At 57.4% G+C, this 13,585-nt stretch carries 11 protein-coding genes; 2 read left to right on the top strand and 9 right to left on the bottom strand.

Features of this window, described 5'->3' with window-relative positions; all coding sequences use genetic code 11:
* The first annotated feature begins 43 nt into the window (after positions 1–43).
* Positions 44–469, top strand: a complete 426-nt coding sequence (locus BUA49_RS03635) for a thioesterase family protein (protein ID WP_072795596.1) — start codon at positions 44–46, stop codon at positions 467–469.
* Here the strand turns inward: BUA49_RS03635 and BUA49_RS03640 are convergent.
* From BUA49_RS03640 to BUA49_RS03655, 4 genes are all read right to left on the bottom strand, one after another.
* Complete coding sequence (locus tag BUA49_RS03640; protein ID WP_228704392.1) at positions 455–1,795, bottom strand: MATE family efflux transporter; 1,341 nt, start codon at positions 1,793–1,795, stop codon at positions 455–457. The genes BUA49_RS03635 and BUA49_RS03640 overlap by 15 nt on opposite strands.
* 143 nt (positions 1,796–1,938) lie before the next feature.
* Positions 1,939–2,436, bottom strand: a complete 498-nt coding sequence (tpx, locus tag BUA49_RS03645) for a thiol peroxidase (protein ID WP_072795598.1) — start codon at positions 2,434–2,436, stop codon at positions 1,939–1,941.
* 134 nt (positions 2,437–2,570) lie between these two features.
* Positions 2,571–3,791 (bottom strand): Bcr/CflA family multidrug efflux MFS transporter, encoded by a 1,221-nt coding sequence (locus BUA49_RS03650; protein ID WP_072795599.1) that lies wholly within the window; start codon positions 3,789–3,791, stop codon positions 2,571–2,573.
* Positions 3,792–3,946: 155 nt separating this feature from the next.
* The gene (locus BUA49_RS03655; RefSeq protein WP_072795601.1) at positions 3,947–4,858 is read right to left on the bottom strand and encodes a LysR family transcriptional regulator; all 912 of its coding nucleotides are present in this window, start codon (positions 4,856–4,858) and stop codon (positions 3,947–3,949) included.
* Positions 4,859–5,133: 275 nt separating this feature from the next.
* Here BUA49_RS03655 and BUA49_RS03660 point away from each other — a divergent pair, with 275 nt between their 5' ends.
* Entirely contained in the window at positions 5,134–6,027 is an 894-nt protein-coding gene (locus tag BUA49_RS03660) for an acyltransferase (RefSeq protein ID WP_072795602.1), read from the top strand.
* 46 nt (positions 6,028–6,073) lie between these two features.
* Here the strand turns inward: BUA49_RS03660 and BUA49_RS03665 are convergent, their stop codons facing one another.
* From BUA49_RS03665 to BUA49_RS03685, 5 genes are all read right to left on the bottom strand, one after another.
* On the bottom strand, positions 6,074–6,295 hold the full coding sequence (locus BUA49_RS03665; protein WP_072795604.1) for a hypothetical protein: 222 nt from the start codon (positions 6,293–6,295) through the stop codon (positions 6,074–6,076).
* Between the two features lie 84 nt (positions 6,296–6,379).
* Positions 6,380–8,356, bottom strand: a complete 1,977-nt coding sequence (locus BUA49_RS03670) for a ribonuclease R family protein (protein WP_072795605.1) — start codon at positions 8,354–8,356, stop codon at positions 6,380–6,382.
* A gap of 70 nt (positions 8,357–8,426) precedes the next feature.
* Entirely contained in the window at positions 8,427–10,145 is a 1,719-nt protein-coding gene (locus tag BUA49_RS03675; protein ID WP_072795606.1) for a diguanylate cyclase domain-containing protein, read from the bottom strand.
* Positions 10,146–10,371: 226 nt separating this feature from the next.
* Entirely contained in the window at positions 10,372–10,821 is a 450-nt protein-coding gene (locus BUA49_RS03680) for a DUF411 domain-containing protein (RefSeq protein WP_072795608.1), read from the bottom strand.
* A 141-nt stretch (positions 10,822–10,962) separates the two neighbouring features.
* A complete protein-coding gene (locus tag BUA49_RS03685; protein ID WP_072795610.1) occupies positions 10,963–13,584 on the bottom strand; it encodes a heavy metal translocating P-type ATPase in 2,622 nt (873 codons plus the stop codon).
* Position 13,585 lies beyond the last annotated feature (1 nt).

Raw genomic sequence — 13,585 nt, forward strand, 5'->3', positions numbered from 1 at the left:
ATCCGATTCCGCACCCCGACACTAAGCCAGACAGGTATCTGAAGTGGCCCGAATCGAACTCTCCTTCCCCGGCGATGTATTCTGCTTTGAAACCCGCATGCGGGTGCGTATTACAGACATTAACGGCGCCAATCACCTGGGCAACGATGCCCTGGTCTCCATGCTTTCCGAGGCGCGAGCACAGTTTCTGGTAAGTTACGGAATTCCGGAGGCGGGGAGCGACGGGACCGGTGTGATCGTGACCGATCTGGCGACTATGTATCAGTCAGAGTCGTTTTTCCCGGAAATGCTGCGCTTCGAAGTCGGGCTAATGGACTTCAATAAATACGGAGGGGACTTTGTATTTCGGGTTACCAAGGCAGAAAGCGGGCAGCCAGTGGCTCTGGCAAAATACGGCTTTGTATTTTTCAACTACCACCAGAAAAAAGTGGTGCCCATGCCGGATAGTTTCCGTTCACGCTTTGTCTGAAACCCTCTCATCCGTGCGGAGCTGCTTCATACCAGTGCGGTAGGAACTGTATGCCATAATCCCGGCGAACAGGTTGCCAACCAGGGCGCCGCTCATCAGGCCGTAGATGCCGTTGAACTGGCTGCCCAGCCACAGCAGTGGCAGGAAGCACAAAAACAGCCGCAGCGTTGAAACCAGCAGTGCCCTCATGGCCAGGCCAAGTGCGTTGCATATCGATACCATCAGCATGCACACTCCCAGGCCACTGTAGCTGAGCGGTACCCGCAGCAGGTAGCCCCCGAGAATGTCCTGAACCTCGCGATCGCTGGTGAACAATTCGGCCACCAGGCCAGAAGCGGTCAGCCAGATCAGACCGATGGCCAGTTGCCAGACCACCACAAAGCGCACCGCAAGCCGCACCAGTTTACGGATTTGTTCAATATCGCCGGCGCCCAGCATGCGCCCGATCATCGGCGGCATGGACATGGTCAGTGCGAGCACCACCACAATGGAGAAAAACTCCAGGCGCGTGCCGAGCCCCCAGGCGGCAACGGCGGCCGAGCCGTAGCCGGCGACCATGGCGGTTGCCAGCATGGCTGAGGTTGGGGGCATGAGCTGGCTGACCATGGCAGGGGCCATAATGTTGTTGAGCTGTTTCAGAGCGCGGCCCAAAGCGAGCTCGCGAAGATCGAATCGGGCCCAGCCGCGTTTCAGAAGCTTTGGGTAAATAAACAGGCAGCCGATTCCGAAGGAGGTGACGGTCGCCCACGCAGCGCCGGGGAGCCCCCAGTCGAAAACAAAGATATACAGCGGATCCAGAGCAATGTTGGCGAGGCTGGTGGCCACCATCATGTAGCCGGGCAGTTTTGTGTCGCCGTGGGAGCGGCAGATGCTGTAGCCGAAGTACAGAAATGCGCCGATCCATGCGGAGAACAGCCAGGGCACCCAGTAGCTGCGCACCAGGGGAAGCAGGGTATCTTCTGCGCCGAGCGCGGTCATGATAGGGCTTTGCAGAAGCCACAAGCTCACACAGAGCACGAACACCAGTGCACTGCCAACGGCAATGACCAGCCCGCCCAGGCGAAATGCCCGAAGTTCGTCGCCCACACCGAGTGTCCGCGAAATGATTGCTGTAGTGGCAATGCCGAGGCCCACTTGCAGTCCGATGATGAGCTGCTGCATGGGAAGTGTGAAGCCGAGCGCCGCCAGAGGATCCCGGCCAAGCTGGCCGATAAAGGCGCTGTCAGCGAGCTGGAATGTCATCAGCGAGAGCACGCCAAACAGCATGGGCCAGGTCATTATGTAGAGCTGGCGGGAGAGGCTGGCGTTTTGGGAGGTATTGCTCACGGGTTGGGGTGGTGCCTTGGTCTGGATGTGGGTGCTGAAGTTTAACAGGTTTGTCTTCTGAGTTCGGGGGTGGCCTGTCGGGTGGGGCCCGACAGGCTTCGTACCCGGGTGATAACTTCCCCGGTTTGTCTCAAGTTCGCTATTTAGAGAACTTTAAGCGCTGCGTCGTAGTCTGGCTCGTCTTTGATTTCGTTGACGAGTTGGCTGTGGATGACTTTGTTGTCTTCATCCAGAACCACCACGGCGCGGCCGCAAAGTCCGGCCAGCGGGCCATCTTGAATGGCTACGCCATAGTCCTGCTGGAAGCTGTAGTTCCGGAAGGTGGAAAGAGTAATGACGTTTTCCAGGCCTTCTGCACCGCAGAAGCGGGCCGCTGCGAAAGGCAGGTCGGCGGAGATAACCAGTACCACGGTGTTGTCCAGGCCGCCGGCTTTTTCGTTGAATTTACGGGTGGATGCGGCGCACACGCCGGTGTCGATACTGGGGATGATGTTCAGGATTTTGCGTTTCCCGGCCCAGCTGTCGAGCGTTACTTCTTCCAGACCGCTGTTGGTTACTGTGAAGGGGGGTGCTGTGTCGCCATTCTGTGGAAACTTACCGCTCAGTTCAATGGGGTTGCCGTCGAGAGTTACTGTGCTCATGGGTTGCTCCTTTCGTTGTACAGAAACAGCTATCGTTGTATAGAAATAGCTATCCGGAAATGTTGAGAAACAGCTTACTCTGTTTAGTTCATTTTGGATGAGTTTGCACCCCTCGGGGGTATATTGAAATGCTGCTACTGACCGGATACCGCGTGCGGCTCGAACCCGGGCGCGGGGTGACGCTGAACCAGTAGCAGGTAGCTGGAGAGGGAGCAAACGGCGCAGATGGCAATAACAGTGGCCATCACCAGTGAGGTGCCGTCATGCAGGTAGCCCACGAGCATGCCGGCGCCAGCTGCGACGGCCATCTGGGCAAAGCCGAACAGTGAGGAGGCGTAGCCGGCCATGCGCGGGAAGTTGGCCATGGCGCCCGCCATGGTCTGGGGCAGCACCATGCCGGTACCGACCATAAACAGTGCCTGAGGCAGGATGACGGCCCACACACTGAAGACCTCCGCCAGTGCCAGAGCAACCATCAGGCTGCCAGCGGCAACGGCAATGACCAGCCCGCGAATAAGGATCTGATCCGGCACCAGGCGGCTGCCAAGGCGGATCGCTGAAAGATTACCGGCTACGAAGCCAACCACGATGCCGGCGAAATACAGGCCAAACTGCTGCGGTGGTACTTCGAGAAAATCGATCAGCACGAAAGAGGAGCCGGAAAGAAACGCAAACAGCCCCGAGAATATCAGCGCGTTGGTCAGGGTGTAGCCGAGAAAGCTGATGTCGGTTCCTATGGCACGATAGTTCCGCAACAGACTGCAGAGTTTCAGGGGCTGGCGGTATTCCGGCCGCATCGGCTCCGGAATGCCGAAGGTGACCACCACCGCCATGATCAGGGCATAGCCGCCCAGCGCGAGGAAAATGGAATGCCAGCCCAGACCGGCTACCATCAGGCCGCCGATTGTCGGCGCTACTGCGGGCGCCAGGGCCATGATGCTGGCAAGAAGCGCCATGATTTTTGCTGCTTCCCGGGGTGTGTAGATATCCCGGATAGCCGCCCTGCCCAGAACCGGCCCTGCCGAGCCACCCAGCGCCTGCAAAAAACGGCACAGGATCAGGGTTTCGATATTGCTGGCAAGAGCGCAACCAATGCTGGCCAGGGCAAACAGTACAAAGCCGCCAATCATGATTGGCTTGCGACCAAACCGGTCTGCCAGAGGGCCAACCACCAGTTGTGCGATGGCAAAGCCGACCATATACAGGCTCAGGGTCAGCTGGACCTGGCTGGTACCGCTGCCAAAATCACTGCCGATCTGCGGCAACGCCGGCAGATACATATCGGTGGCCAGCGGCCCCAGTGCGACGGCGGCGGCGAGCAGTATGGTTGTCCATATACTGGTGAGTGCGAGCATTTCTTGTCCAGAGTTAAAGGGTGCGACCTTCGAGGGCCGTTGTTCAGCATAACGGCTCAACAGCACTGCGAGGTTCAGGCGATGGATTCTAGAGGTTGTGCTGCGAGAAAATAATGGCAAAGCTGCTCATAGGATGTATGAGCAAAATTGATGAATCAGTCGTCCAGGCCATTCATGGTGGCCGCCACCGCGTTCACCTGGTTTCTTAACCAGCGATGGGCAGGGTCGTTCTGGTTACGGCGGTGCCATACCATCAGCAGGGTAAAAGGCTTGAAACTGAAGGGTAAAGGAACCCATTCAAAGTCCCGGAGTAAGTGTTTGCTCATGCGCTCCGGCGCGGTAACCAGCATGTCGCTGCCCCGGAGAAATTCCGGCAAGCCGGAAAAGTTGGAGACTGTGACCACGTTGCGGCGGGTCAGTCCGCGGGCAGAGAGCCCGCCTTCAAGGGCAGTTTTTTCGCCGCTGGCGAAGATCAGGGCGATGTGATCGGCCTTCAGATAATCGGTCACGGTCTCCGGGGCCTCGCGCTTCTGCGAATCGTAGAAAACCACCATGCGATCGCCCATCAGGCCCCTCTGCATAATGTCGGTGGCTTCCGGGGCGTGGGGCGAGATGATCAGGTCACAGATGTCCTTGCGCAGCATTTCCGCACTGGGAATTCCCGATGCAATCACCTGTAACAGGATGCCCGGCGCCTGTTGCCGCAAGCGCTGCATCAGCGGAGGCAGCAGCAGATCCCGCTCGTAGTCGTTGGCGGCAACGGTGAAGGTGAACTCCGTGGTTTCCGGCGTGAAGGGCGGGCCGGATGCCAGCGAGTGCATGTCGTCGAGAATCTGGCGAACGTGGGGGCCGGCCTGCAACGCATATCGCGTTGGCGTAATGCCACGCCCGGATTTGACGAACAGGGGATCCCCGAGAGCGTTGCGCAGGCGTTCCAGAGTGTGACTGACCGCCGACTGGCTGACCCCCAGCTTGACTGCCGCGCGGGAGACACTGCCTTCGTCAAGAACGGCGACAAAGGTATGGAGTGCGCGGATATCAAGATTAAATGTATCAATAAGGTTCATGGATGGCAGTGTAATCCAGAACGTCCAATGTCGGAACCGGGCTTCACATCAATCTGAGCGCTGCGCCAGCCGGCGGTTTTTTCAATAACGGCTTTGATAAGATCGGACATCGGAAAATCCATGATAAAGAAACGAGGCTATCGTGCAGTGCCTGTCTGCGCTATGGCAAGACTGTCATTTCCGGTTGGCAATGCGGTCACAATTGGCCACTGCCCATCGCCCGCGCTGATTGGTATGATTGAGCACCACTGGCCAAACAACACAACAGGAACCGCATGCTCAGTTTCCTACCTGCTCCCGTTATCGGCGTAGTCAACTCTGTTCTTCTGGCAGTTAACACCCTGTTCTGGTGTGTACTGCTCTATATCCCGGCGCTGCTGAAACTCATAATTCCCCATAAGGGTTTCCGGATACTGTGTACCAGGGCCATTATCTGGATTTCCGAGTCCTGGGTCGCCTGCAATACCGGCTGGATGAAGCTCACCCACAGCACGCAATGGCATATTACAGGTGCGGAAAATCTCCGCCGTGAAAGCTGGTATCTGGTACTCAGCAATCATCAGAGCTGGGTGGATATCTTCGCCATGCAGCGGGTGTTCAACCGCCGGGCGCCCTTCCTGAAGTTCTTTCTCAAGCAGCAGCTAATCTGGGTGCCGGTCATAGGGCTTGCCTGGTGGGGCCTGGATTTTCCGTTCATGAAACGGTACACGCGGGAATATCTGATCAAGCACCCGGAAAAACGTGGAGAGGATCTGAAAGCCACCCGGCGTGCCTGCGATAAATTTCGCTACACGCCGGTGAGTGTGATGAACTTTGTGGAAGGCACGCGCTTTACCCAAGCCAAGCACGACAAGCAGAAATCACGCTATACCCACCTGTTGACACCAAAGGCCGGCGGAGCCGCTTTCGTTCTGGACACCATGGGTGACTCGATACAGACCCTTGTTGACGTAACTATTGCCTACCCTGGCGGCGCGCCTTCGTTCTGGGACTTTATGTGCGGTCGGGTGCGTGAAGTGAAAATGGAAATTCACACCATCACCATTCCCGAGCACCTGAAAGGGCGGGATTACTCAACTGATGGCGAACACCGGCGCAATGTGAAGAACTGGCTGGCGGAGCAGTGGCAGGCCAAGGATGCACGTCTGGAAGAAATGCTCCGTCCATAGAGCTTTCTATCTAGCGGCCTCTATTATCTGGCAGCTTGGAGCGACATCAGTTTTCGCTGTCGTCGCTTTCTTTCTCGTCTGGCTCAACCTCATCGGGGTGCTCTCGCTGGTATCTTTCCCAGTCTTCCCAATCGTAAGGTGTGCCGGCGTGGGGCCGACGCAGGTGCTTGGCATGCTCTATCGCGTTGCCGCGAAGGCTGTGATCCGGGCTTTCGCCTTCTTCGTCAAAACCGTGTTTTTTCAGAAATTCACTTGCGCTGATGGGCATGGCGCATCTCCTTTTGAAGGGTCGGACGACCCTGAACTACCCTCTTCAATACGATGCGCCCGTTTTAATGGTTTTTCAACCGGCTCAGGAGCCGGCAGTGACGGGAATTTCCTCAGCGTCCACCAGCTTGAAGTTAATCTGTCGACGCTCTTCTTCAACTCCTGAAAAGCTGACTTTGACAGCCTGCTCCAGCTGGAAAATACGGCCATTTTTGTTGTGAATCAGGCGCAGAGTAACCGGATCAAAGCTGTACTTGCCGTTCAGATCCTTGCAGCTGACAAATCCTTCCAGGCCGTTGGCTTCCAGGCGCACAAAAAAGCCAGCGGGGATCGTTCTGCTGATAGCGCCGTCCATGGGTTCGTCGCCCAGAGTTTTGGCAAAATCGCTCCGAAGCCAGGTCTCCAGGCTGTTGGCCGCCTGGCGCGCTTTGAACTGGGCGCTCTGAAGTGCCAGGAGGTCGTCGCTACTCAGCGCCTTCATGGGGGTATCCCAGAGCGCAGCCTTGATAACCCTGTGCACGTAGAGATCCGAGTACTTGCGCAGTGGGGACGTAAAAGTGGTGTAAGCACTCAGCCCCATGCCCTGGTGCGGGGCCGCAGTGAGCGCCAGCTCCGCCCGGGCCAGCTGGCGCGAGATGATGGTCTTCACCGGTACTTCCGCTTCCAGTTCTGTAGTCTGATTCATCAACGCCTGAAAGCCTTGTGGAGTTGTGGCGTCGATATCAGCAAGGTGCGGCGCGTAGCCTTCAATCAGGGCGCGGATGTTGTCTGCACGGTCGTTGCGGAGCCCCGGATGCTGGATGAACAGGCCGGAAGGCTGCTTGGCCAGAAAATCCGCAGCGCAGCGGTTGGCGGCAACCATGCACTCTTCCACCAGGCGATGCGCTTCGTTCTGCACCGAAGGCTCAATGGCGCGAATGCGACGGTTTTCGTCCAGTCGAAGCCGGAACTCGGGCCGGTCACCGCTTAACAGCGCATGTTCACTGCGCCACTTTCGCAGTGCGGTTGCGGCCTGATGGAGCTGGTCCAGGCTGTTGGCAACTGCGTCCGGCAGAGCTTTGATATCTTCGTCTTCACGACCCTCAATCAGATTTGAGACCAGGTCGTAACTGAGCTTACCCCGGGAACGGATGACCGCTTGATGAAAGCTGTAGTCGCCCAGACTGCCATCGTTATTGACTTGCAGATCGCACACCAGGGCCAGCCGCTTCACGTCCGGCATCAGCGAGCATAGTCGGGTGCTGATGGTGTCGGGCAGCATGGGCAGAGGCTCGCCCGGGAAATAGATTGCGGTTGCCCGGTTGAAGGCTTCGAGCTCAGCCGGGCTTTCCAGGTCAATGACCGCGGATGGATCGGCGATGGCAATGGATAGCGCCCAACCCGTGGCATTAGGCTCAGCCAGCAGTGCGTCGTCCATATCCTGAGTGGCGGGGCTATCGATAGTCACGTACACACGGTCGGTACGGTCTTCCCGCCCGGCTTCAAGCGCTTCGATGGTCGCTTCGTCGAGGCTTTCCGCCTGCTTAACGACAGGCGCGGGCCACGAGGCTGCCAAATCGAAGGTGGCCAGGGTAAGAGCGCGCTCAATACCCGGCTCGCCGGCTTTGCCAATGACACGAAGTACTTTCGCCTGGCCTTTGCCATCATGGATCGGATGCTTGTGTATGCAGCAGTAAAGATAATCGTCCGGTTGAGCATTCATGCGCTCTTTCGGCGGAACGAAAATCCAGCGGTTGATACCGGGCGTTTCCGGCACCACAAAGTGCCCTTTGCCCTTCACCAGATAGCGCCCGACAAAGGTGCTGAGCCGGCTTTCGATGAGACCGTCTATCACGCCTTGGGTCTTGCCTTTTGCCACTTCCTGTTCGGTGACGTTAACCCGGTCGCCGGGAAGGACTTTCTGCATCTCCTCGGGAGGCAGGAAGACATCCCGCCCTTCGTCCAGTGCGACGAATCCGAAGCGGCCGTTGGTGGCTTTAACCGTTCCGGGGAAAACGACTTTGCTTTCCTCAATGTCAGACTTTAGCTGGCGCAACTGGTTTAGAGCGTCGGCGTTGAACATGGATTAACCTGGCTGAAAAAATGAATGATGGAGCGGAGTATAACGGTTATAGCGGTATGAGTCAGACCCGTTACGCGGGGTTAACTTCGGTATTTTCGGGAGTGTTGATACAAACGCGATTACGGCCCTGATTTTTGGCCTGGTACAGCGCTTTGTCGGCATGTCGCAGAATAGTATCGACGTTGTCCCCGGGATTTGAGAAATAACCGCCTATACTAACCGTGACCGGTGTGCCGGTCTTGCGGCTCTCCTGCTCAACTGTCTCGCGAATACGCTTTGCGATACGCTCCAGCGTTGCCAAATCGCAGGGAGATAGCAGGATGACAAACTCATCGCCTCCCCAGCGCCCCGGGTGATCGTAAGGGCGAACGCCGGCTTTCAGCCACAGCGCAACACGGCAGAGAATCTCGTCACCGGCCTGGTGACCAAGCTGATCATTGATCGATTTGAAGTGGTCAATGTCCAGCCACAGCACGCCAAAGCCGCTACCCTGGCGCCCTGCACGCTGAATTTCTCCCTCCAGAACTTCATCCAGCCCTCGGCGGTTTTTCAGGCCAGTGAGGGGGTCAATGCGCGCCAGGCGGCTCAGTTCGTCAGTACGCAGGGCCACCTTGTGTTCCAGTTCCCGTGTGGAATCACGCAGGCTATCGGTCATTTTTTCAAAGTGGTCTACGAGTCTGCCTATCTCGTTGTCCGGCTTGTCCAGCCGGGGCAGCGTAAAGCTGCCGCTGCGGACCCTCTCCACAGCCTCTTCCAGCCCCATGATAGGTTTAACGATGCGCGACTGGATAATGAGGTGGAATACAACCAGCGTAATCAGGAGACTTGCGATAAATACAGCCACCAGAGGCCACAGATAGCTTTTAGGCAGCAGTGTGTTCAGGTCAAGCAGGGTTATTTCAAACCAGCCAATGGCAGGCAAAAAAGCTACTCCCGCCAGGTGTTCGCGGCCATCTACGGTGACAAAACCGCTTTCGACGTGACCTGCCTCGCCAGAGTTTTTCTTGAGCAATTGCAGCATGCCCAGAATCTTCTGTTTGTCTTCAGGAGCGTCAAACAGCAAGTCGACGGTATTTTTCTGGCCTTCAGGTTTGATTAAAGTCGCGAAATCAATGTAGTTACGATCCCGGTAAAGCTGTATGGCCCCACCGTAATCGACAAACAATGTGGTGATGCCGTCCTGGTTTATATCAACGATGTCTTGCAGAAAGGAATCCAGGTTCAGGCCGGTGCCGACCATGCCCACAATCTGTTTTTCAGTGTCGCGCATCAGGACATCAATCCAGAGTTTGGTAACGCCCAGTTCCGTATCCGGATTCACGTTCAGATGAAAATCACGATCTTCTTCAATCAGTTGGTAAAACCAGGCGTCGTCAGGCTTCTCTGAACTGAGAACGTAACGGAACTGCTTGCCGGCGAATTCGTTTTGTTCATTGTTGTAGTAGTAACGGCCGCTTTCTTTGAGCGCGACAAAATAGCTGTTATCGCGAAAGTTGGAGCGAAAGCTCTCCATTTCGCGAAGGGCATTGGCTTCCAGAGCCTGGTTGCTCGGGTCGGCAGCCCAATTGATCAGTGTAGTGGAGTCAGCCATCTGGCGGGCGAGGCCGATCTCACGCTCGAGGGACTGCAGAAGACGGGCGCTGTCATAGCGCACCTGTATCTCGGCCACTTGACGCCCCCAGCGCTCGATCAAATCTGCGGAGAGCTCCCGGTAGGCGAGCCAGGAGGCGCATGCGGCGATAATGAACAGGCCCGCAGCAAGGCTGAGAAACCGGGTTTTAAGGCTCAAGAAGTTCTGTCTCCGTTTATCTGGGGGGGGGGATGATCATAGACCAGCGACAGACAGGTGTGTAGAGAAGATTGTCAGAAAAGGATTGAAAACTGAGGTCCATGCAGAGACAGCTGGGCTCTGGCCCTGGAGTACCTTTCGGTGGCCTTCCAGAAGCTTGTTGGTGCCACCGCCAGGCCGAGCCCCGCCTGGCGGTCCGTGCATTTCCGAGCACAACTGGTAGTGGTTAGTTGTGCTCGGAAAACACCTTGGTCTGGCCGTTGTCGTTGAACATCAGCACTTGGTAGTGGTCTTTTCGGTCGCCCATTTCCATACCCGGCGAGCCAGCGGGCATGCCGGGAACGGCCAGGCCCCTGGCTTTCGGGGCGTTGGCGATCAGCCGGTGAATGTCGTCAGCGGGCACGTGGCCTTCGATGACATAGTCACCCACAAAGGCAGTGTGACAGCTGGCCAGGTTGCGGGTAAGCCCGGCTTCGATTTTGACGCGGTTCATATCCTGGGTGTCGGTAACTTCGACATCAAAGCCGTTGCTTTCCAGGTGATCGACCCAGGCTGTGCAGCAGCCGCAGGTGGGCGATTTATAAACGTGAATGCTCTGTGCTGCGCCGGCGGCCAATAGCGGTGTGCTGAAGCCGAGGGCGGTACTGAGGGCCAGTCCAAGAATTTGTTTTTTCATGATTTTTATTTCCTTTGTGCTGTGTTCAGTGATCGCTTTGATCCTGCGCGGCTGCATCGGTATCCGATGACGAAAGCCAGAACCACCAGACGATGGAGGCCATCAGAACAAGGCCACCGGTATTGACCAGTATTGTTTCCATCAGTTTCGCTCCCCGTTTGTTTTTTGGCTTTGGGCTTCAACAGGCTTGTGGCTGGTTTTGAACAGGCGCAGCCGGTTGGCGTTGGTGACAACAGTCACCGAGGACAATGACATGGCAGCGCCAGCAAGAATCGGGCTCATCAATATGCCCCAGACCGGGTACAGCAGGCCTGCTGCGATAGGAATGCCCAGGCTGTTGTACGCAAAGGCACCAAAAAGGTTCTGGTGAATGTTCTTCACGGTAGCCCGCGAAATTTCGATGGCATCCGGCACGCCGTGCAGGGAGCCGCGCATCAGGGTGATGGCGGCACTTTCGATGGCGACGTCTGTACCGGTGCCTATGGCAAAGCCCACATCGGCTGCCGCCAGCGCTGGCGCGTCGTTGATGCCGTCACCCACCATGGCCACGGTGTAGCCTTTGCCGCGCATTTCGTTTACCACGTCGGCTTTGTCTTCCGGCAGAACCTCGGCGCGATAGTCGTCGATGCCGGTTTTAGCTGCAATGGCTTTGGCCGTCGCGTCGATATCACCGGTGACCATCATCACCTTGATGCCGGCATCGTGCAGGCGCCGGATGGCGGCCCGGGAATCTGCCTTGATAGCATCGGCAACGCCGATAACGCCCAGCAACTCGTTACCCTGGGCAAGAAACAGCGGCGTGCCGGCTTCTTCGGTAATGGCTTTTTCCGCGTCGGCAAGACCGCTCAGTGAAAGGCCTTCGATTTCCAGCCAGCGGCGGTTGCCCAGGCGGATGGTGTCACCCTCAAACTGGCCGGTAACACCCTTGCCATTCAAAGCTTCAAAGCCGGTGACTTTGAGTGGCTCTGCGCTTTGCTCTTTGGCCCTGCTAACGATGGCTTCTGCGAGCGGGTGCTCGGAATGCTGTTCCAGTCCTGCTGCCAGCGCCAGCAACTGCTGTTCATCGCCACTTACCGCGCGCACGCTGGTCACCGCTGGGTGGCCTTCGGTAATGGTGCCGGTCTTGTCGAGAATCACCAGGTCAAGCTTGCCAGCGGTTTGCAGGGCATCCCCCTGACGAATCAGGGCGCCGTACTCCGCTGCCTTGCCAACACCCACCATCACCGACATGGGTGTAGCCAGGCCCAGAGCACAGGGGCAGGCAATGATCAGCACCGTGGTGGCCGCCACCATCATGTGCACAATCGCGGGCTCGGGCCCGACGTTGTACCAAACCAGCGCGGCGGCCACAGCAACAAGCATGACGGTGGGCACGAATACCGACGATATTTTGTCCGCCAGCCGCCCAATGGCCGGTTTTGAGCCCTGCGCCTTTTTCACCAGGCGGATGATCTGGGCCAATGCGGTGTCGCTGCCTACGCGGGTTGCTTCGTAAACAATCCCGCCGTGGGTATTCAGTGTACCGGCTGAGACTTCGTCATCCACGGCTTTGCTCACGGGCATGGGCTCACCGGTGAGCATGCTTTCGTCGATGCGGGTGCTGCCTTCGACAATCCGCCCGTCCACAGGCAGTTTTTCACCGGGGCGAACGCGAATGTGGTCGCCCTTGCGCACATCCTCCACCGGAATATCCTGCTCCTGCCCGTCACGCATGACGCGTGCAGTTTTGGCACGCAGATCCAGCAGCCGGCGAACCGCTTCAGACGTCTTGCCCTTGGCTCGGAGTTCCAGCGCCTGACCCAGGTTGATCAGGCCGATGATCATGGCCGAGGCTTCAAAATACACGTGCCTCGCCATCTCCGGTAAGGCTTCGGGAATGCTGGCGACGGTTATGGAATACAGCCATGCGGTACCTGTGCCCAGCGCAATAAGGGTATCCATGTTGGCGTTGTGGTGCCGAAATGCCTTCCAGGCGCCGACGTAGAAATGCCCCCCGGTACCGGCCATAACGGCCAGAGTCAGCAGGCCGAGGCCAAGCCAGACGCCCTGGTTCGCCTCGTTTACGGTCATGGAGCCGAACCCCATGCCCCAGACCATCAAGCCAACTCCCAGGCCGAGACTGATGGCCATCTTCACCAGCAGGGTTTTGTACCGCTTTTTGTCCTCTTCCTGCTTGTGGTCATCTGCGGCATCCACATCCTCAATCACACTGGCGCCATAACCGGAACTCTCCACCGCCCGCACCAGAGCCTGCGGATCGGTCTGGCCTGTTGCTGTCGCCGTATTGTCCGCGAGATTCATGTGGGCGTGGGTAACACCTGCCACTGACTTTAATGCTTTCTCAATGGTGTTGACGCAGGAGGCGCAGGTAGCGCCGGTTACCGCCAGATGCACCTGATCGTCACTTTGAGCAGGAGTTGCTGCCTTTTCAGATTTGCTCTCTTGAACCTTGCCCTGTTCGCCCGGATCTTCATCCGTTCTGGAGCCCGATGTTTTTGACTTGGAAGAACAGCAGTTGGCGGGCTTTTCAATCTCAGCCTCAGTCACCGGTTCAGCCGGATACCCGGTTTCGGTCACGATCCGGGCCGCCTCCGTTGCGTCAATACCTTCGGGCAGAGCCACGGTCTGATCTTCCAGATTGACCTCCACCAGCTCGGCATCACCGGTCAGCGGCTCCAGGGCATTGCGAATCTTTTTGGCACATCCCTGGCAGGAGGCGCCAGAAATGCTGAGAGTGGTGTGTAACACAGATGTTTCGCTCATG

Origin of the sequence: Marinobacter antarcticus (genome assembly GCF_900142385.1) — a bacterium.
GTDB lineage: Bacteria > Pseudomonadota > Gammaproteobacteria > Pseudomonadales > Oleiphilaceae > Marinobacter > Marinobacter antarcticus.